The sequence below is a fragment of the Knoellia subterranea KCTC 19937 genome (genome assembly GCF_000768685.1).
Classification (GTDB): domain Bacteria; phylum Actinomycetota; class Actinomycetes; order Actinomycetales; family Dermatophilaceae; genus Knoellia; species Knoellia subterranea.
Genome location: NZ_AVPK01000006.1, coordinates 79,362 through 97,429, shown reverse-complemented (window position 1 = coordinate 97,429; position 18,068 = coordinate 79,362). Strand labels below are relative to the sequence as shown.

The following is an 18,068-nucleotide window of genomic DNA, read 5'->3' as shown; positions in this document are numbered from 1 at the left end:
CACCCGTGTCCCCCAACGCTTCTGCCCCTCGACTCGGCGACCTCGAGCGCGCCGTCATGGAGCAGCTCTGGGCGTCCGAGGAGCCGGCCGGGATGAGCGTGCGTGAGGTCCTCGCCGGGCTGCCGGCCGAGCGCGAGCTGGCCTACACGACGGTGATGACTGTCCTCGACCGGCTCGCGAAGAAGGAACTCGTCACCCGCGAGCGCGATGGGCGTGCCTGGCGCTACCTGCCGGCCGGCACGCGTGAGTCCCTGACCGCCGAGACGATGCGCGCCTCGCTGGGCAACACGACCGACCGCAAGGCGGCCCTGCTGCACTTCCTCGACGGTGCGACGCCCGAGGAGCTCGACGACCTGCGCGCAGCTCTCGCCGAGGTCGAGCAGAAGCGCGGCTGAGGCCACCGCGACCGCGCCCTCACCGTGTACGCCGTCCTCCTCGCTCTCCTCGCCCTCCTCCTCGCCGGGGTGGCGCCGCGAGTCATGGCGCGCCTCGGCAGCTTCCGCCGCGCTCCGCGTGCGGCGCTCGTCGCCTGGCAGGCAGTCTCCCTCGCCGCCGTCCTGTCGGCACTGTTCGCCGGCCCTGCCGCCGTCGCCTCGATCTCGGACGGGACCCACGGCTGGTTCGCGTGCACCGGCGAGGACGGTTGCGCGGCCACGATCTGGTGGCTGGAGAACCGGCGGTGGGTGGTCCTCCTCATCGCCGGGTCCGTCACGTTGTTCGTGCTCGGCCGCCTGCTCCTGTCCGGACACCGCATAGGCACGCGCCTGCGCTCGGCCCGGGCCCGCCACCGCGAACTCCTCGACGTCCTCACCGCGCCGGAGCACGCAGGGCGAGCGGACGGCATACGGGTTCTCGACCACTCCACCCCCACCGCCTACTGCCTCCCGGGCCGCCGGTCCCGAGTCGTGCTGACCGAGGGCGCCCTCGCCGCCCTGCCCCAGGCCGAGCTCGACGCCGTGCTCGCCCACGAGCGGGCACACCTGCGGGGGCGACACGACCTGCTGCTCGAGTACTTCACCGTGCTGCACCACTCCGTCCCCGAGCCGGTGCGCTCACCGGCCGCGCTGCGCGAGGTCCGGCTCCTCGTCGAGGCGCTCGCCGACCGAGCTGCCGTCCGTGCGTCCGGCCCGGTGACGACGGCCCGTGCCCTCCTGACCCTCGCCCAGGGGCAGGCGCCCGAGGCGAGTCTCGGCGCCGCCGGTGACGGGACGACCGCGGTGCGGATGCGACTCCTCGCCGCCGAACCGATGCCGTCGATCGTCACGCTCGGGATGTACCTGTATGCCGGTGCCGTCCTCGCGCTGCCCCTCGCCCTGCTGTGGCTCGCCTGGCGCTGAACCACCACGGCCGCGTCGGCCTCCAACGACCACGGTCGGCCCCGCTGAACGCAACCCTCCGGAGGTGGGGAAGCGATCCGCGGAGCCGACCGAACGGCATACCGGAGAGGTATGGGTCAGTACGTGACCCCGGCGGTGAACGATCCGGATCCACTCCAGGAGGAGACGACGAGCTGGTAGTAGCCCGACGAGTTGCTGTAGGTGAATCGCTCGTCAGGAGAGGGGGTTTCACCTCGTGCGACGGTGCTCCACGTGCTGCCGTTCCAGCGCTGCAGCACGACGTCGAAGTCGGTTCCGGTCGGCCCGTCGAGGCAGACCGTGATGGTGCCGGCGGTGCCGTCGTAGAAGTACGGCAGGGTCGTCGACTGGCCGTTGGACAGCGAGCCAGAGCGGACCGACGTCATGCCGGTGCAGCCAGTGGGCGTGGGGCCGGGAGTCGTGCCGCCGAGGAGGAACTCCGTGTTGAGCAGCCGGTTCGGCGTGCCGCTGGGGATGCCGGTCAGGGTGGACGGCTCGGCGTTGTTGATGATCGCGGACGCAACCTGCGACGTCGTGGCCGACGGGTTCGCGCCGAGATAGAGCGCGACCGCTCCGGCGACATGCGGTGACGCCATCGAGGTGCCGGAGATCGTGTTGTAGGCAGTGCTCGACGTGTACCAGGCCGACGTGATGCTCGTGCCCGGTGCAAAGAGGTCGACGCACGACCCCCACGCGCTCGACGAGGCCTTGGCGTCCGAGCTCGTCGAGTTTCCGATCGTGAGAGCGCCATTGACGTGCTGGGGGCTGTAGTAGCAGGCGTCGTCGTTGCCGTTGCCGCCCGCCTGGACGAACATCACGCCGCTGTTGAGGAGCGACGAGACGGCGTTGTCCATGGACGTGGACGAGCAGCGGCTCGAACACCCGATGCTGTAGTTCACGACGGCGGGCTTGATCGCGTTGGCGCGCACCCAGTCGATGCCGGCGATGATGTCGGCGTTCGAGCCGGAGCCATCGCAGTCGAGGACGCGGACCGCGTGCACCGTCGCCTTCTTGGCGACGCCGTATCGGGTGCCTGCAGCGGTGCCGGCGACGTGCGTGCCGTGACCGTTGCAGTCGGCCGGGTTCGAGTCGTAGTCGACGAAGTCGTAACCGCTACCGGTGCGACCCGTGAACTCGCTGTGTCCGAGGTTGACGCCGGAGTCGACGATGTAGACGTGGACGCCCTGACCCGCGTTGCTCGGGTAGTCGTAGCGGGAGTTGAGCGGGGTGTCGGCCTGGTCGATCCGGTCCAGGCCCCAGCTGGGCGGGTTGCTCTGGCTGTCGATCGCCTCGACCCTGAAGGCCTGCTCGACGCGGGCGACGGCCGGGTCAGCAGCGACTCGAGCCGCCTGTGCAGCACTCATCTTCGCCGAGTAGCCGTCGAGGGCCGTACCATAGGTGTGTCGGACTGTGCCGCCGTGCTTCGCGGCCATGCTGCGGGCCGAGGCCTTGGCACCAGCGACCGACTGCTTCTGGTCCTTGAGGACGACGATGTATTCACCCGGGATCGCGTCCGGATTGTCGGCGCCCTGGACGCGACCTGGCGAGTCCGACGAGGGCGCGGCGGAGGGAGCGGCTGAGGGATCGGCGGCGGCGGGGGCGATCGTCACCGCGGTGAGGGCAGTGAGGGCGGCGGCGGCCAGGACGACCGATCTGCGCCAACGGACGGGGGCCATGGGAACTCCTCGGGGTGGGGGACGCGTCAGAGGGGAGCGCGTTGGGGAGGGACGGTATTGACGCCCTCCCCACCCCGGAAGTGCCCAACCGGACAATGTCCGGAAGTCGCCACTTCGCCCCGCACGAACCACCCGGGTCAGCTGGCGATCCATCCCTCCTGAACCGCGCGTATGCCGGCCCGGAACCGCGTGTCCGCGTCGAGCCTTCGCATGAGCTCCTGGATGCGGCGACTCACCGTCCGCTCGGTGACGCCGAGGGAGCGGGCGATGGCCCGGTCCTTGAGCCCGCCGGCCATGAGCATGAGCAGCTCGCGATCGCGTTCGGAGATGTGGTCGGCGTCGGGCTGCGGCTCCAGTCGGCCCGCGGCCTCGACCGGCGTCGACCGCTCCCAGAGCGACTCGAACTGGAGGACAAGGAGGTCGACGATGCTCGACGACGTGATGAGCAGGCGCCGCTCCGGGTCCGGGTGCGTGCTCGACTCGGGGATGACGGCAATGCTGCCGTCGACGACGAGCATCTTGGGCCAGGCCTGGGCGTTGACCCGGGCGTCCTCGCCGGCAGCGATGTAGCCGCGCATCGCCTCTCGCTCCACCTCGGCGACGACGGCCTCCGAGTGGTAGACGACGCGGTAGGACACTCCGCTCGCCAACGCCGCGAACTCACTCGGATTGGGCTGGACCCCGCAGTCGAAGTAGGGCGGGGCGTCGACCATGAGGACCTCTCGCTCGGCTCCGCGCTGGATGCGGGCACACATGTCGTGCACCGCGGCCGCACCCACGAGCGGCACCACCGCAGCACCCCCACCGGTCAGGGCCGACCCGACGTCCTGGGCCAGCTGGTCGGCCTCGGTCTGGAGGCGCACGAGATCCGCCCGACGCCGACGGATGAGCTCGGGCAGGGCCAACTGGGGCGAGAGCGCCCGGTAGCGCTGACTGCGCAGGCCGTCCTGATGGGTCAGTCCGCGCTCGGTCAACACGCGAAGCGAGTCACGCACCTCGTCGGGCGTCAGGCCGAGGTCCCGGGCGATGCTGCCCGCATCGGCACTGCCGAGGTCGACGAGACGCAGATAGACCCGGTCCTCGCGTGGTCCCAGGCCGAGCGGTTCGAGGCTGAGCGTCATGGTGGCTCCCATTCGGACGGTGTCGAGCCACGCTACGGACGAGTAGCCCTGTCCGTCGCCCCAGGGCGGGTCAAGTCTTGACCAAGGAATCGCAAAGAAAGACCCGCACCCGCAGGTCTTCCTGGGGGGTGATTGGATCGCGACATGAGTGAGGGCACGCGAGGTGGGCGGACGGCATACCGGATCTCTGTGGTCTGCACCGGCAACATCTGCCGATCGCCCATGGGCGAGTGGCTGCTCCGTGAGGCGCTCGAGGATGCAGAGATCGACGATGTCGAGGTCGTGTCGGCCGGTACGTCGTCAGAGGAGCGGGGCAACCCGATGGATCCTCGGACGGTCGCGGTGATGCGTCGCAACGGCCACGTCGACCGCGGCTGGGACGGGCATCGCGCGCAACGCTTCACGGCCGACGACTTCGATGACCTCGACCTCGTGCTCGCTGCGGACCGAGGTCACGAGCGCGTGCTGTTGCGCCTTGCCCCGACCGACGAGGACCGCGCCAAGGTGCGGCTGTTCCGGTCGTTCGACCCGGCGTCGGTCGCCACGGACGACCTCGAGATGGACGACCCGTGGTGGGGCGACGATGCGGACTTCGACCGGACGCACGCCGAAGTGGTCGCTGCCCTTCCCGGCGTGCTCGAGCACGTGCGGCGCGAGCTCAGCCTCGATCGAGCGCGCGACTGAGGACGACTTCGAGGACGACCTGGTCGTCGACCGTGCCGCCCGGCGCATCGTCGGGGATCACGTCGTTGAAGTCGACGAGGTAGCTCAGGGCCGCCACCGCCATGCGCCGGCGAGCCACGGCAGCCGCCGACGCACCCCCGTCGAAGGCGATCCCGTCGAGCCATGCCACCGCGTCAGCGATGAGGGTGGCGAGGTGTGCGAGATGCTCGTCGGCGCGAATACGGACCAACCGCAGGCGCACGAGATCGAGGAGTTCGGCCAGCATCACCGGGTCCGAGTCGAGCCGCTCCGCGAGGTGGCGACTGCGGGCGAACGACTCGGAGTGCAGCAGCCGACGGACGAGCTCCGGACGCGTCGAGGCGGCGTCGCGCGATGCTCGGGTCGGGGTGGGCACCGCAGGATTCTAGGCCGAGCCGGGCCGTCCCGAGGCGCGTCCGGCTCGATGGGAGAATGGGCATCATGGCCTCCCTCGCTGACGTCACCCCTCCCATCGCGCTCGGCGCCCTCGACGGTCGCTACCGCGGAGCCGTGGCACCCCTCGTCGACCACCTCTCCGAGCCGGCACTCAACCGCCAGCGCATCCACGTCGAGATCGAGTGGCTCATCCACCTGACCGACCGGGGCGTCGTGCCGGGCGTGCGCTCCCTCAGCGACGACGAGAAGGCCCGCCTGCGCGCCATCGTCGCCGACTTCGGGCCGGACGAGATCGCCGAGATGGCCGAGACCGAGAAGGTCACCCAGCACGACGTCAAGGCCGTCGAGTACTTCCTCAAGAAGCGCCTCGCCGAGATCGCCCCCGCCGACGAGGACAAGGGCCTGGCCGAGCTGATCCACTTCTGCTGCACGAGCGAGGACATCAACAACCTGTCCTACGCCCTCATGGTCCAGGGCGCCATCGAGGACGTGTGGCTGCCACGGGCGTCGGCGCTCGTCGAGGCGCTGTCGACGATGGCCTCGGACCTCCGCGCGGTGCCGCTGCTCAGCCACACGCACGGCCAGCCCGCCACCCCATCGACCCTGGGCAAGGAGCTCGCCGTGCTCGCGTGGCGCCTCCAGCGTCAGCTGCGCCGGGTCGAGGACGCGGAATTCCTCGGCAAGCTCAACGGCGCGACCGGAACCTATGGTGCGCACCTCGCTGCGGTCCCCGAGGCCGACTGGGAGGAGGTCAGCGAGTCCTTCGTCGAGGGCCTCGGCCTCACGTGGAACCCGCTCACCACCCAGATCGAGAGCCACGACTGGCAGGCCGAGCTCTATGCCGACATCGCCCGCTTCAACCGGGTGCTGCACAACATGTGCACCGACGTCTGGACCTACATCTCGATGGGCTACTTCGCCCAGGTCCGCGGCCAGGGCACGGTCGGCTCGTCGACGATGCCGCACAAGGTCAACCCGATCCGCTTCGAGAATGCCGAGGCCAACCTCGAGGTGAGCAACGCCCTCCTCGACGTGCTGGCCGCCACGCTCGTGCAGTCGCGGCTCCAGCGCGACCTCACCGACAGCTCGATGCAGCGCAACATCGGTGTCGCACTGGGCCACTCGCTCCTCGCCCTCGACAACGCGACGCGGGGCCTGGCCGGGCTCGACGCCGTGCCCGAGGCGATGGCGCGTGACCTCGACGCCAACTGGGAGGTTCTCGGCGAGCCGATCCAGTCGGCGATGCGGGCACTTGGTGCGCAGGGCTTGCCGGGGATGGAGGAGCCCTACGAGCGCCTCAAGGAGCTGACCCGCGGTCGCCGCATCGGCCAGCCCGAGCTCGTCGAGTTCGTGCGTGGCCTCGGACTCCCCGCCGACGTCGAGGAGCGCCTCGCAGCCATGACGCCGGCCACCTACATCGGTCTGGCGCCGCAGCTCGTCGACCACCTGGGCTGACCGTCTGGGCCCAACGTCTGGGCCGCCCCGGCGTGGTCCTCCCCGCTGCACAAGAAGGTTCGCGAACCGAGCTGTCATTCGATGACCGGATCGATCCGGTCATCGAGTGACTTCATGGTTCGCGAACCCCTTTGTGCACGCCCGTCTGAATCGTGTGTGCGCGCCCGTCCGAAACCGAAGCGCCCCGCCGGACCGTGGTCCGTGGCGGGGCGCTTCGTGTGTGGCCGTATGCCGGGTGGCCGGCTCAGAGGGTGACGGGACCGTTCGGGGTCTCGAACGTCACGGACATGATGCCCGGCGTGCCCTTGGGCGAGACGAACGTGAACTGGATGCCGTCGGTGCCGAACTCGGTCTCGCTGTCGCCGAGCCACTCGAGCACGCGGTCGGGGTCGCCGGCGATCTCGAGGGACGTCAGGGCAACCTGCGTCGAGCCCACACCGGAGGGGTGCTGCGTCCCCTTGGCCCACTCGATGAAGAAGGGGAGCTGGGGGTCGGCCTGGAGGCCCTTGATGCCGAGCTGCTTCCAGCGGAGCTCGACACCGTCGGGGCGGTGGCGGTTGCCGTCGACGGCGTCGCGGCCGAGGCGCTCCTCCTGCTGGGAGATGTCGTCGACGCCGACGACCCAGCCGAGCCAGCCGCCGCCGTTCTCGGAGCGGGCACGCACGACCTGGCCGAACGGAGCCTTGTCCGAGGCAGGGTGGTCGAGGACCTCGACGACTTCGAGATAACGGTCACCGAGCAGAGGCAGGATGACGTTGCGCGTCCCGAAACGCGGGTGCACACCCCCGTCGACGGCTGCGACACCGAGCTGCTCGGCCAGACGTTCGGCCGTGGCTCGCGCCCCGTCGTGCTCTGCGGCATAGACAACATGGTCGACTCGCATGCCGATAATCGTGACACACCTCATGGGGTGCTCTTGACACGGGTGGGGCCAGTGGGGATCAGCCGCGTTGACGGACCGCTTCATAGACGACGATGGCGGCCGCGGCGGAGGCGTTGAGCGAGTTCACCTGTCCGTGCATGGGGATCCGCACGCGCACCTCGGCGGCGCGCAGCGCCTCGTCGGTGAGACCGAACTTCTCGGTCCCGACCGCGATCGCGATCCCGCCGGTGAGGTCGGCGTCCGTGTGGAGCGTTTCGGTGTCCGGGGTGGTCGCAATGAGACGTATGCCGTTCTCACCCAACCATTGCAGCGTCTCGTCGAGCGTCGCGCTGGCGACCGCGACGGAGAAGACCGTCCCCTTGGAACCGCGCACGACGTTGGGGTTGCCCCAGTCGGTGACGGGATCGACGGCGATGACCGCGTCGACGCCCGCCGCGTCGGCAGTGCGGAGCATAGCGCCGAGGTTGCCGGGCTTCTCGAGGCCTTCGCAGACGAGCAGCAGCGGCGCCTCGGGGAGGTCGAGGTCAGCCAGGCCGGCGCGCACCGACGGCACCAGGGCGAGGAAGCCGTCAGGCCCCTCGCGATAGGCCACCTTCTCGAAGGCAGCCCGCCCCACGCGCACCGTCTCGACGCCCGCCGACCGCGCACCCTCGACGACGCCCATCTGCGCGTCCGCGTCGAGCATGAGCTCCGGGCAGTAGAACAGCGTCCGCGGACGCACCCCGGCGTCGAGCACGAGCTCCAGCTCCTCGAAGCCCTCGACCACAGTCACCCCGGCCTCGTCCCGGGCGCGGCGGCGCCGCAGCCCCACGAGCTGCTTGAGGCGCGGGTTGGCAGGTGACGTGATCTCGAGATCGGGACGGGACGGCATACGCACCATTGTCCGGGACGCGCACGCAGACTCGAGTGTCAGAGCTTGGCGTGCCGCGCGCGAGCGAACGAATAGAGGCCATAGGCCGCAATCCCCAGCGCGATCACCGTGAGGACGTAGGGCCCAAAGGGCCTGTCCCGCAACTCCTTCAGTGCAGAGTCGAGACCACCGGCCTCGGACGCGCGCGAGGACAACGCAGGCCCAGCGAAGAGCAACCCAGCGACCGCGAGCGCGATCCCCTTCGCTACGTAGCCGGCCCGCCCGGCGACCTCCGCCCAACGGCCAGGGTGGCGCTCGAGCTCCTCGAGGAAGCCCTTCGTCCAGCCCTTCCACACGTGATAGGCACCCGCCCCCACCACGGCGACGCCCACCAGTCCGACGAGGATCCGTCCCCCTGGCTGGGACATGAGTGAGGACGTGATCGAGTCCGTCTTCTGCTCGTCACTCCCGCCGGCGCCCCGGGCGAACCCGAACGCGGACCAGGCGAACACGGCATACAGGATCGCCTTGCCACCCGCCTTGGCGCGGTCGAGGGTCTCGCCGCCGTGGCGACCGACAACGGCTTCGGTTGCGTTCCACAGCGCAAGAAGGGCAAAGCCGAGCACCGCGAGGCCGAGCAGGAACGGCCCGGTCGTGCCGCCAGCCACCTCGCGCAGCGCTCCGGACTTGTCCGCCGACTCACCCGACGACGACCCGGTCGAGCCGATCCCCCACGCGATCTTGAGCGCGATCCAGCCGATGAGGAGGTGGATGAGCCCGCTCATGGCAAAGCCGAGGCGGGCCCCCTTCTCGACGAGGGCGTGGTCGCCGACGTCGCGGGCGGTGTTCTGGGCCTTCTCGCGTGCGTCCGTCACAGGAGCGATTGCAGCACGGGAACGAGCCCGTCGTCATCGACATCGAGAGTCGTCTCGTCGGCGACGGCCTTGACCTCGTCGGGGGCGTTGCCCATCGCGACTCCGCGGGCGGCCCAGTGGAGCATCTCGAGGTCGTTGCGCTGGTCGCCGACGGCCACCGTGTGGGCCGGTTCGACACCGAGTTGGCGGCGGACGAGCTCGAGCGCGGACCCCTTGCTCACGCCCTCGGGGTTGATGTCGAGCCAGGCCGTGAAGCCGACGGAGTAGTTCACGCCGTGCAGGCCGATCCGCTCCGAGAGCGCCATGAAGTCCTCGGCCGTCCCCGTCGGGTCGCGGAACGTCACGCGGGTGACGGGGTGCGCGGTGAGCTCCTCCCACGGCACGACGCGCAGCTCACCCTCGAGCTCGCCGTCGGGGAACGGCGCGCTGAGCTTGAACCCGACACCGAGCTCCTCGACGGCGACGACGGCGTCCGGCCACTCGGCGCGCAACAGGTTGAGCGCCGGAGCGGGGTCGAACGTCACCGCCTCGATGACCTCGTAGCCCTCGGGCAGCCCCGGGTCGAGGCGCAACGTGACCGCGCCGTTGGAGCACACGGCATACCCGTGGGTGAGGTCGAGCTGCTGCAGGATCGGCAACGTGGCGACGATGGCGCGGCCCGTGGCGATCGTGACGTGGTGCCCTGCGTCGGCGACGGCACGCACCGCCTCGCGCACGGCCGGGGACATCACGCCGGCGTGGTTGATCGTCGTGCCGTCGACGTCGAGAGCGACCAGGTGCGGTGTGGCGACCGTCATGGCGCCAAACCTATCGACCCAGAGACGGCTCAGTGTCAGCCCCTCTCCTGCCCCAGCTTCCAGTAGCCCGAGAACAGCACCTGGCGCCGGTCGATGCCCACGGTCTTGACCAGGTGGCGGCGTCCCTCGGTGACCATGCCGGACTCGCCGCATATCCAGGCGTAGAAGACATCCTTGAGTTGCGCGTCGCGCAGCACCGGCAGGACCGCAGTCCCCGGCTCCGCGTCGCCGCGCACGTGGACGTGTGGTTCCGCACCACCGAAGTCGTATGCCGTGAGTGCGGCCTTGTCGGCCACCTCCAGGTGGATCGTGGCTCGCTCCACGACATCGGGGTGCTGCTCGATGATGGCGGCCACGGCCGGGAGCGCGGTCTCGTCGGCGACGATGAGCATCCGCCCGGTGCACTCGTGGCCGCGGTAGAGCGCGCCACCGGAGCGGTAGCCGGCGCGGTCGCCGACCTGGGCGGCGCAGGCCCACGCCGAACCCGGGCCCGAGTCGCCGTGGGTGACGATGTCGACGTCGATCTCGGAGGCCTCCGGGCGGTGCGCGCGCACGGTGTACCAGCGCAGGTTGGGCCGGTCCTGCTCCGGCATGTCGGCGATCGCTGCGCGGAGGTTCTCGCGGGTGGCGTCGGGCATGACGAGTTCGGTGCCGGGGCGAGCCATGAGGAGGCCGAAGTACTCGTCGGCTCCGCACAGCTCATAGGTCGCGAGTTCCGGTGCGCTGAAGGTGATTCGACGCAAGCCACCACCGAGATCGGCGACGGAGACGACCGTCGTCTCGAACTGGGAGTCGTGGTCGCGATAGATGGGCGAGGCCATCGTGAGGCGGGCATAGACGGTGGCGGCCTTCATGGCGACACGGTCGAGGACGGTCATGGCTGGTCTCGCTTCCTGCGGTGGGGGATGACGACGGGGTCGCCGGTCGTGGGGTCAGCGACGACGGAGGCCGCGATGCCGAAGACGGATTCGATGACTGCGGGGGTGACGATCTCGCCGGGCGTGCCCTCGGCGACGATCGCGCCGTCGCTCATGGCGACGAGGTGGTCGGCGTAGCGCGCGGCCATGGCGAGGTCGTGCAGCACCATGACGACGGTCGTGCCCTCGCGGGCGTTGCGGTCGCGCACGAGTTCGAGCACGTCGATCTGGTGGGCGATGTCGAGGAACGACGTGGGCTCGTCGAGGAGCAGAACTGGCGTCCGCTGCGCGAGAGCCATCGCGATCCAGGCGCGTTGGCGCTGTCCGCCGGAGAGGCTGTCGACGGGGACGCCGGCGAGGTCGACGAGCTCGGTCACCTCGAGGGCCGCGGCCACGACCGACTCGTCCTCGCGCGACCACTGCTTGAAGAGGCCGTGGTGGGGATGGCGACCGCGCTCGACGAGCTCGACGACGGTGATGCCCTCGGGCACGATCGGCTGCTGCGGCAGCAGGCCGAGCCGACGCGCGACCTCCTTGGTGGGCAGGCTGCCGATGACGTCGCCGTCGAGGAGGACCCGACCGCCCGTCGGTGCGAGCAGCCGGGACAGGCCACGCAGCAGGGTCGACTTGCCGCAGCCGTTGGGCCCGACGATGGCGGTGACCTGACCTGCGGACACGGCGAGGTCGAGGCCGTCGACGATCGTGCGCTTGTCGTAGGCGAGGGACAGGGACTCCGCGGCGAGGGTGACGCTCATGCGTTCACTCATCCTTTCTCGGCGATGCTTCGGCGGCCGGCGACGAGCAGCCAGACGAGGACGGGGGCACCGGCGAGACCGGTGACGACTCCGACGGGGAAGGCCGTGCCGGGCACGGCGTAGGCACTGACGTAGTCGGCGGCCAGCACCATGGCGGCGCCGACGAGGGCCGCGGTGGGGATCGACGTCCGGCCGTGCGTGAGCCGGCGGGCGATGGGCCCACTGAGGAAGCCGACGAACGCGATCGGCCCACACACTGCCGTCGCCGAGGCCGTGAGCAGGACGACGATCGCGGTGATGACGAGGCGCAGCCGGTGGGCGCGGACGCCCAGTCCGGTCGCGAGGTCGTCGCCCAGGCTGAGGACGCCGAGCTGGCGGGTGACCACAGTGAGCAGCGGCAGCCCGACGAGGACGACGGCGCCGAGCCGCGCGATCTCGCCCCACGTCACCGTGCCGAGGCTGCCGGTCAGCCACACGAGGGCGTCCTGCGCGCGATAGATGTCGGCGCGCAGCAGCAGCCAGTGCACGACCGAGGACAGCACGGCCGCCAACCCGACACCGACGAGGATCATCCGTCCCGTCGCCGCTCCCCCACGCCCGGCGAAGGCATGAATGGTGACCGCGACCGCAACCGCACCGGCGAACGCGACGAGCGTGACCGGCATACCGGACCATCCGAGGAGGACAACCGCGAACACCGCGGCAGCGCTCGCACCGAGGTTGATGCCGAGGACGTCCGGGCTCGCGAGCGGGTTGCGCAGCATCGACTGGAACGCGGCCCCCGCCGACGCGAACGCGGCGCCCGCGAGGACGGCCATACAGGCGCGGGGCAGCGTCGACTCCATGAAGATGAACGACGCACCCGGGATGGTGGTCCCGGAGATCATCCGGATGCCGTCCACGAACGAGATGCGGTAGTCGCCGAGGAGCGCCCGGGCGAGGAAGAGGCCGACGACGAGCAAGCCCAGGACGACGGTGAGGACGAGACGGCGACGACGCACGGTGCGGCGGACCGCTCGGATCTCGCGGATGGTGGCGCTCGCGTCGGCGCCGGATCCCGTCGAGAGGAGAGAACCCGCCGTGTCTGCCGGTGCGTCGGCGGCGCGTTCTCCCCTCTCGACTGCGCGTGGCTGGGTTTCGGGAGGCTGAATCATGCGACGTTCATCCTCCGGACGAGCGCGACGAGGAACGGGGCACCGACGACGGCGCAGACGATGCCGGCCTGGACCTCACTCGGGGCGGCGACCAGCCGTCCGATGGTGTCGGCGACGACGACGAGCGCCGGCCCGGCGAAGAGCGAGCCGAGGAGGATGCGCCGGTGGTCGGGGCCGACGATGGCGCGCACGACGTGGGGTACGACGAGACCGACGAAGGTGATGGGCCCGGCGAGGGCCGTGGCCGACGCCGCGAGCAGGATCGCCCCGGCGGCTGCCGCGAGACGGTGCAGGATCACGCGCTGGCCGAGGCCGCGGGCTAGGTCGTCACCGAGCGCGACGGTGTTGAGCAGCGAGCCGGAGGCCAGGCAGAGGACGAAGCCGACGACGAGGAAGGGTGCGACGTCGAGGATGATCCCCGCGTCACGTCCGGCGACGGAGCCGACCTGCCAGAAGCGGAACACGTCGAGCGCGCCCTGGTCGGACACGAGGATCGCGCCGACGACGCTCGTCGAGGTTGCCATGACCGCGGCACCGGCGAGCGCCATCGTCACGGGCTGGGCGCGCACGGGCGCCAGCAGGGCGAGCAGTTGGACGACGACGGCGGAGAGACAGGCCCCGAGGAGCGCGAACCACACGTAGCCGCCGACGGTCGACAGCGCGAAGAGCTTGATGCCGACGACGACGGCGAGAGCCGCGCCGGCGTTGATGCCGAGGATGCCCGGTTCGGCGAGCGGGTTGCGGGTCAGCCCCTGGAGGACGACGCCGCAGATGCCGACGGCTGCGCCGACCACGAGCCCGATGAGGGTGCGGTCGATGCGCGAATCGACGATGCCACTGACCTGGTCGGAGACCGTGCCACCCGTGAGGGCGCCGAGGATCTGCGACGGCGGCAGCGACTGGGTGCCGAGGAGGAGGGAGAGAGCTGCAGCGGCCACGACCGTGGCCAGCCCGGCCGCGACGATGACGGCCACGGGCAGGCGACCACCCCGACCCACCTTCCCTGAAAGGTGGGCCGGGGCAGCCGGCTGGGCGGACGGCATACCGGGCTCGAGTTCGGCCCGGAGCGTCACTGTGCGGGCGTTCCGTCCACGGCCGAGGCGATCTTCGGCAGGAACTTCTCGAGCGCGACCGGCATCGAGAGGGGGGACGGCGACGACATCGTCAGGGCCGTCGCGTTGTCGGCGCTGGCGACGTAGTGGTTGGTCTTGAGCGCCGGGATCTGGCCGAGGAGCGGGTGGGCCTTGAGCTGGTCGACCTGCTTCGGGTCATCGACGTAGAAGATCAGGGCATCAGCGGCGAGCGTCGAGGACTTCTCGGCGGAGAGGTTGGCGCTGAACTGCGTGTTGCCCTTGCTCAGCGTGGCAACTGTCGGCGCGTCGACCATGCCGAAGCGGCGCAGGATCTGCGGGCGCAGGTCGTTGCTCGTGTAGAGGCTGACGACGGAGAGGTCGGTCGGCGTGAACCAGGCCCACGCGGCCGACTTGCCCTTGATCTGCGGGTACTTCGCGACGGCGTCGTCGATGGCCTTGTTTGTTTCAGCAGAGACGGCCGTGGCCTTGCTGTTGCGGCCGAGCGCCTGGCCGACGAGCTTGACGCTGTCCTCCCACGACGTGCCCCAGGCCTGACCGGGGTACGCGACGGTCGGGGCGATCTTGGAGAGCTTGTCGTAGTCCTCCTTGGTGATGCCCGAGTTCACACCGAGGATGAGGTCGGGCTTGGTGGCCGCGATCTCCTCGACGGGGATGCCCGCGGTGTCGTCGTAGCGGGCGATCTGCGCCGTGGCATCGATCTTGGCGACACCGGCGTCGAACCAGTCGGTCGAGCCCTGGGCGTTGCCGCCCCACGTGATCTTGGTGGCGCCGACGGGGAGGACCCCGAGGGAGACGACGACGTCCGCGTCGTTCCAGCCGACCGTGGCGACGCGCTTGGGCTCGGCGCTGATCGTCGTCTCACCGAAGGCGTGCTTGATGGTCGTGGGGAACGCGTCCTTGTCCACGCCGACCGAGCTGGCCGTCGTGGGGTCGGCCGAGGCCTCGGCGGTGGGGCCGGTCGAGCAGGCGGTGAGGGCGAGGGCGGCGACGCCGGCGGCAGCCGTGGCGACGAGGGAGCGACGAGAGAGCATGAGGCCTTCTGTGGGTTGGACCGCACCCGGAAGCGCGGCGACAAGATCAGTAAGGCAAACCTAAATTAGGTAAGCCTGTCCTTGTCAAATCCCGTCCACGCATCTCGACTGCTTGCGCTGTTGGGACACGCGGCGGAGGCCTACGGCCGATCGCACGCGTCCCAACAGCGCAAGAAGTCGCCAGCGTCACTCCGGGGTGGACCAGGCCTGACGGAGGCTGAGCCGGCCCTGCGTCTGGAGCAGCGAGCGCTGGTAGAGCCGCGCCGCCCCGCGCACGATGAGCCCGGCCGTCACGAGGAGGATCGCGAGCGCCACGAGGGCCTGCCACCACGGCGCCGATCCCTCGAGCACCCGCATGGGCATGAGGATCGCCGAGAACGGCGGCACGAAGGACAGCACGACCTTGATCACGCCGTCGGCGAGCATCGCGGCGAAGAACACCGCCACCGTGAGCATCGTCAACGGCGTCGAGGTCGACTGCACGTCCTCCGTCCGCGTTGCCAGGGCACCCGCCACCGCCCAGAGGCACGCGAGGAGCCCGAAGCCGACGACGAAGAAGGCCACGAACCACCCCACCGCACCCGAGATCATCGGCAGGAACCGGTCGTACTCCGTGAAGGACAGCCCGACCAAGCCGACGCCGACGAACAGCGCCATCTGCGCGAACGCCAGGGCGAGGTTGCCCATGACCTTGCCGGCAAGCAGTTCGCGCACGGAGATCTTCGTCGTGATGATCTCGACGATGCGGCTCGCCTTCTCCTCGACGACGCTGTTGGCGAGCGCCAGTCCGAACGTGAAGGACGCGAGATAGAAGAGCATGGCGAGCGCGAACCCGACCGCCTTGGCCACCCCGGCTCGGTCGGCGTCGGCGTCCAGAAGCGTTGTGCTGACTTCGGATCCGCGTTGCAGGTCTTCGACGGAGGTATTCGCGGCGGCAGCGTTCACCGTGAGCGTCTCGTCGCGGATGACGGTCGTCGCCGCCGTGAGGAGGTCGCCGGGGACGTCATCCTTGCCGGTGAGGACCCAGCCGTCGTCGCCCTGGTGGAGCCACGCGACGGCATCCCCATCGCGCACCTTCGTCTGGGCGGCAGTGTCGTCGGTTGCCTCGGACAGCGTCACGGTGAGCTTGTCGTCCTCCGCCTCGGCACCCGTCTTGACCAGCTCGGCCATCTGGTGCGCCGCGCTGGAACTCGTGACGACGGCATACTCGGTCGCCCGGTTCGCCATGAACGCCTGGACACCCAGGACCCCGGCGAGGATCGCGACGAGCCCGAAAGTGCTCAGCAGGAAGGTCTTGTCGGTGAGCTTGGTGATGATCTCGCGGCGGGCCACGGTCATCCACGCGGTGCCGGTCATGACGTCACCTCTCGGTAGATCTCGGACAGGGCGGGGACCTGGCGGGCGAAGTCGAGGACGTCGCCGCGCTCGGCTGCTGCGGTGAGCAGAGCGGGTCGAGCGGCTTCGTTGGTGAACTCGAGGAGCGCTGTGCTCCCGTCGACGTCGTGGACGTGTATGCCGGCCAGGTCGCGAAGCCATCCCGCGTCACCTCCCAGCGTGAGCCGGTAGCGGACCGGCCCGGCGCTGCGGAGTTCGCCGACACTGCCGGCCGCGACGACGCGTCCCTTGGCCAGGACGACGAGGCGGTCGCAGAGGCGTTCGACGAGGTCGAGCTGGTGGGAGCTGAAGAGGACGGGGATGCCGCGGGAGGTGTGCTCGCGCAGGAGGTCGACCATCGAGTCGACGGCGTGCGGGTCGAGGCCGGAGAACGGCTCGTCGAGGATGAGCGCGTCGGGCTGGGTCATGAGCGCGGCGATGATCTGGACGCGCTGCTGGTTGCCGAGGGAGAGCTTCTCGACGCGCTCGGTCGAACGGTCCTCGAGGCCGAAGCGCTCGAGGTGCTCCATGACGCTGGCCCGGGCGGCCGCTGCGGTCATCCCGGAGAGCTCGCCGAGATAGGTGAGTTGGTCGAGGACCTTCTGCTTCGGATAGAGGCCGCGCTCCTCGGGCATGTAGCCGATGCGGCGCCGGTCCAGGGTCGTGATGGGCGAGCCGTTCCACCGCACCTCTCCCCCGTGGGTGGCGAGCAGACCCATGATCATCCGCATCGTGGTCGTCTTGCCCGCACCGTTGCCGCCGACGAAGCCGGTCATCTGGCCGCCGGGGACTGTGAAGGACACACCATCGACGGCCACGACATCGCCGAAGGTCCGGCGCAGCCCGTCGACCTCGAGAAGTTCTGAACTCATGCCTCCACGCTAGGAGCGGACGGCACGGGCCGGATCAGTCCTGGGGGGGAAGGCCGTTCTCCGCCGGGCGGATGAGCCCGACCTCGTAGGCGAAGACGACGGCCTGCACCCGGTCGCGCAGGTGCAGCTTGGCGAGGGTGTTGGAGACGTGGGTCTTGATCGTGGCTTCGCCGAGGAAGAGCTCACCCGCGATCTCCGAGTTGGAGCGACCGCGGGCCATGAGGGCCAGCACTTCCCGCTCGCGGTCGGTGAGGCGGTCGAGCTGGTCGGCCGACCCGACGTGTGACGTGGCGCGTCCGGTCGCCCCGCCGCCCGGCCCACCCGCCGAGCCACCGGACCCGGCACCGGCACCCTGCCCGCCCGCCGTCATCGCGGCGATGACCCGGGTCGTCACCTCCGGTGCGAGGAGGGCATGCCCTCCGGCCACCGCGCGAATGGCTTCGGTGAGCTGGTCGGGCTCGCAGTTCTTGAGGAGGAAGCCGCTGGCCCCGGCGCGCAGTGCGTCGAAGAGATAGTCGTCCCGGTCGAACGTCGTGAGGATGATGACCCGTCCGAGGTCCTGCGCGACGATCGAGCGAGTGGCCTCGATCCCGTCCATGACGGGCATCTGCACGTCCATGAGGATGACGTCCGGCGAGTGCTCACGGGCGGCGGCGAGGCCGAGTTCACCATTGGCGACATCCGCGACGATCTCGATGTCGTCCTCGACGGACAGCATCATGCGGAAACCGGACCGCACGAGCGCCTGGTCGTCGACGATG

Annotated in this window: 19 protein-coding genes; 4 read left to right on the top strand and 15 right to left on the bottom strand. The window is 70.2% G+C overall.

From position 1 onward, the window contains the following. The first annotated feature begins 5 nt into the window (after positions 1 to 5). Both N803_RS11375 and N803_RS11370 read left to right on the top strand, forming a co-directional pair. A complete protein-coding gene (locus tag N803_RS11375) occupies positions 6 to 395 on the top strand; it encodes a BlaI/MecI/CopY family transcriptional regulator (RefSeq protein WP_084764419.1) in 390 nt (129 codons plus the stop codon). Positions 396 to 419: 24 nt separating this feature from the next. Next, entirely contained in the window at positions 420 to 1,337 is a 918-nt protein-coding gene (locus N803_RS11370) for a M56 family metallopeptidase (protein ID WP_035905356.1), read from the top strand. Positions 1,338 to 1,453: 116 nt separating this feature from the next. On the opposite strand, the gene N803_RS11365 is transcribed toward N803_RS11370, so the two are convergent. Both N803_RS11365 and N803_RS11360 read right to left on the bottom strand, forming a co-directional pair. Beyond that, positions 1,454 to 3,031, bottom strand: coding sequence for a S8 family peptidase (locus N803_RS11365; RefSeq protein WP_035905354.1), 1,578 nt, complete (start codon positions 3,029 to 3,031; stop codon positions 1,454 to 1,456). A gap of 137 nt (positions 3,032 to 3,168) precedes the next feature. Then, entirely contained in the window at positions 3,169 to 4,152 is a 984-nt protein-coding gene (locus N803_RS11360) for a helix-turn-helix transcriptional regulator (protein ID WP_035905608.1), read from the bottom strand. A gap of 144 nt (positions 4,153 to 4,296) precedes the next feature. Here N803_RS11360 and N803_RS11355 point away from each other — a divergent pair, with 144 nt between their 5' ends. Beyond that, positions 4,297 to 4,836, top strand: a complete 540-nt coding sequence (locus tag N803_RS11355) for a low molecular weight protein-tyrosine-phosphatase (protein ID WP_035905350.1) — start codon at positions 4,297 to 4,299, stop codon at positions 4,834 to 4,836. On the opposite strand, the gene N803_RS11350 is transcribed toward N803_RS11355, so the two are convergent. Continuing rightward, positions 4,811 to 5,230 (bottom strand): hypothetical protein, encoded by a 420-nt coding sequence (locus N803_RS11350; RefSeq protein ID WP_035905348.1) that lies wholly within the window; start codon positions 5,228 to 5,230, stop codon positions 4,811 to 4,813. The two genes, N803_RS11355 and N803_RS11350, sit on opposite strands and share 26 nt — an antisense overlap. Positions 5,231 to 5,295: 65 nt before the next feature. Between N803_RS11350 and purB the strand changes: the two genes are divergently transcribed. Then, positions 5,296 to 6,705 carry an adenylosuccinate lyase gene (purB, locus tag N803_RS11345; RefSeq protein WP_035905605.1) on the top strand — a complete coding sequence of 470 codons (1,410 nt, stop codon included), beginning with the start codon at positions 5,296 to 5,298 and terminating at the stop codon, positions 6,703 to 6,705. Positions 6,706 to 6,949: 244 nt separating this feature from the next. Here the strand turns inward: purB and N803_RS11340 are convergent, their stop codons facing one another. The 12 genes from N803_RS11340 to N803_RS11285 form a co-directional block, all read right to left on the bottom strand. Then, positions 6,950 to 7,588, bottom strand: coding sequence for a VOC family protein (locus tag N803_RS11340; protein WP_035905346.1), 639 nt, complete (start codon positions 7,586 to 7,588; stop codon positions 6,950 to 6,952). A gap of 58 nt (positions 7,589 to 7,646) precedes the next feature. Then, positions 7,647 to 8,459 (bottom strand): TrmH family RNA methyltransferase, encoded by an 813-nt coding sequence (locus N803_RS11335; RefSeq protein ID WP_035905344.1) that lies wholly within the window; start codon positions 8,457 to 8,459, stop codon positions 7,647 to 7,649. Positions 8,460 to 8,497: 38 nt separating this feature from the next. After that, complete coding sequence (locus N803_RS11330; protein ID WP_035905342.1) at positions 8,498 to 9,313, bottom strand: DUF1206 domain-containing protein; 816 nt, start codon at positions 9,311 to 9,313, stop codon at positions 8,498 to 8,500. After that, positions 9,310 to 10,110: an HAD family hydrolase gene (locus tag N803_RS11325; RefSeq protein WP_035905339.1), complete on the bottom strand. Its 801-nt coding sequence runs from the start codon at positions 10,108 to 10,110 to the stop codon at positions 9,310 to 9,312. The genes N803_RS11330 and N803_RS11325 overlap by 4 nt, the downstream gene beginning before the upstream one ends. A 35-nt stretch (positions 10,111 to 10,145) precedes the next feature. Then, the gene (locus N803_RS11320; protein WP_035905337.1) at positions 10,146 to 10,988 is read right to left on the bottom strand and encodes a siderophore-interacting protein; all 843 of its coding nucleotides are present in this window, start codon (positions 10,986 to 10,988) and stop codon (positions 10,146 to 10,148) included. Further along, positions 10,985 to 11,782, bottom strand: coding sequence for an ABC transporter ATP-binding protein (locus tag N803_RS11315; RefSeq protein WP_211253507.1), 798 nt, complete (start codon positions 11,780 to 11,782; stop codon positions 10,985 to 10,987). The genes N803_RS11320 and N803_RS11315 overlap by 4 nt, the downstream gene beginning before the upstream one ends. Positions 11,783 to 11,790: 8 nt before the next feature. Then, entirely contained in the window at positions 11,791 to 12,936 is a 1,146-nt protein-coding gene (locus tag N803_RS11310; protein WP_084764418.1) for a FecCD family ABC transporter permease, read from the bottom strand. Further along, the gene (locus N803_RS11305; protein ID WP_245617211.1) at positions 12,933 to 14,009 is read right to left on the bottom strand and encodes a FecCD family ABC transporter permease; all 1,077 of its coding nucleotides are present in this window, start codon (positions 14,007 to 14,009) and stop codon (positions 12,933 to 12,935) included. Before N803_RS11305 ends, N803_RS11310 begins: the two co-directional genes overlap by 4 nt. Then, positions 14,006 to 15,061: an iron-siderophore ABC transporter substrate-binding protein gene (locus N803_RS11300; RefSeq protein ID WP_035905333.1), complete on the bottom strand. Its 1,056-nt coding sequence runs from the start codon at positions 15,059 to 15,061 to the stop codon at positions 14,006 to 14,008. Before N803_RS11300 ends, N803_RS11305 begins: the two co-directional genes overlap by 4 nt. A gap of 186 nt (positions 15,062 to 15,247) precedes the next feature. Next, a complete protein-coding gene (locus tag N803_RS11295; protein ID WP_035905331.1) occupies positions 15,248 to 16,417 on the bottom strand; it encodes an ABC transporter permease in 1,170 nt (389 codons plus the stop codon). Further along, entirely contained in the window at positions 16,414 to 17,307 is an 894-nt protein-coding gene (locus N803_RS11290; protein ID WP_035905328.1) for an ABC transporter ATP-binding protein, read from the bottom strand. The genes N803_RS11295 and N803_RS11290 overlap by 4 nt, the downstream gene beginning before the upstream one ends. A gap of 34 nt (positions 17,308 to 17,341) precedes the next feature. After that, positions 17,342 to 18,028 carry a response regulator gene (locus N803_RS11285; RefSeq protein WP_245617224.1) on the bottom strand — a complete coding sequence of 229 codons (687 nt, stop codon included), beginning with the start codon at positions 18,026 to 18,028 and terminating at the stop codon, positions 17,342 to 17,344. Between the last annotated feature and the right edge of the window lie 40 nt (positions 18,029 to 18,068).

What these genes read in the sequence shown, in the direction of transcription:
- N803_RS11310 (WP_084764418.1), bottom strand. Translation starts at nt 12,936, where the DNA reads ATGATTCAGCCTCCCGAAACCCAGCCACGCGCAGTCGAGAGGGGAGAA.
- N803_RS11315 (WP_211253507.1), bottom strand. Translation starts at nt 11,782, where the DNA reads ATGAGCGTCACCCTCGCCGCGGAGTCCCTGTCCCTCGCCTACGACAAG.
- N803_RS11285 (WP_245617224.1), bottom strand. Translation starts at nt 18,028, where the DNA reads ATGATGCTGTCCGTCGAGGACGACATCGAGATCGTCGCGGATGTCGCC.
- N803_RS11365 (WP_035905354.1), bottom strand. Translation starts at nt 3,031, where the DNA reads ATGGCCCCCGTCCGTTGGCGCAGATCGGTCGTCCTGGCCGCCGCCGCC.
- N803_RS11295 (WP_035905331.1), bottom strand. Translation starts at nt 16,417, where the DNA reads ATGACCGGCACCGCGTGGATGACCGTGGCCCGCCGCGAGATCATCACC.
- N803_RS11360 (WP_035905608.1), bottom strand. Translation starts at nt 4,152, where the DNA reads ATGACGCTCAGCCTCGAACCGCTCGGCCTGGGACCACGCGAGGACCGG.
- N803_RS11320 (WP_035905337.1), bottom strand. Translation starts at nt 10,988, where the DNA reads ATGACCGTCCTCGACCGTGTCGCCATGAAGGCCGCCACCGTCTATGCC.
- N803_RS11300 (WP_035905333.1), bottom strand. Translation starts at nt 15,061, where the DNA reads ATGCTCTCTCGTCGCTCCCTCGTCGCCACGGCTGCCGCCGGCGTCGCC.
- N803_RS11355 (WP_035905350.1), top strand. Translation starts at nt 4,297, where the DNA reads ATGAGTGAGGGCACGCGAGGTGGGCGGACGGCATACCGGATCTCTGTG.
- N803_RS11340 (WP_035905346.1), bottom strand. Translation starts at nt 7,588, where the DNA reads ATGCGAGTCGACCATGTTGTCTATGCCGCAGAGCACGACGGGGCGCGA.
- N803_RS11325 (WP_035905339.1), bottom strand. Translation starts at nt 10,110, where the DNA reads ATGACGGTCGCCACACCGCACCTGGTCGCTCTCGACGTCGACGGCACG.
- N803_RS11335 (WP_035905344.1), bottom strand. Translation starts at nt 8,459, where the DNA reads ATGCCGTCCCGTCCCGATCTCGAGATCACGTCACCTGCCAACCCGCGC.
- N803_RS11290 (WP_035905328.1), bottom strand. Translation starts at nt 17,307, where the DNA reads ATGAGTTCAGAACTTCTCGAGGTCGACGGGCTGCGCCGGACCTTCGGC.
- purB (WP_035905605.1), top strand. Translation starts at nt 5,296, where the DNA reads ATGGCCTCCCTCGCTGACGTCACCCCTCCCATCGCGCTCGGCGCCCTC.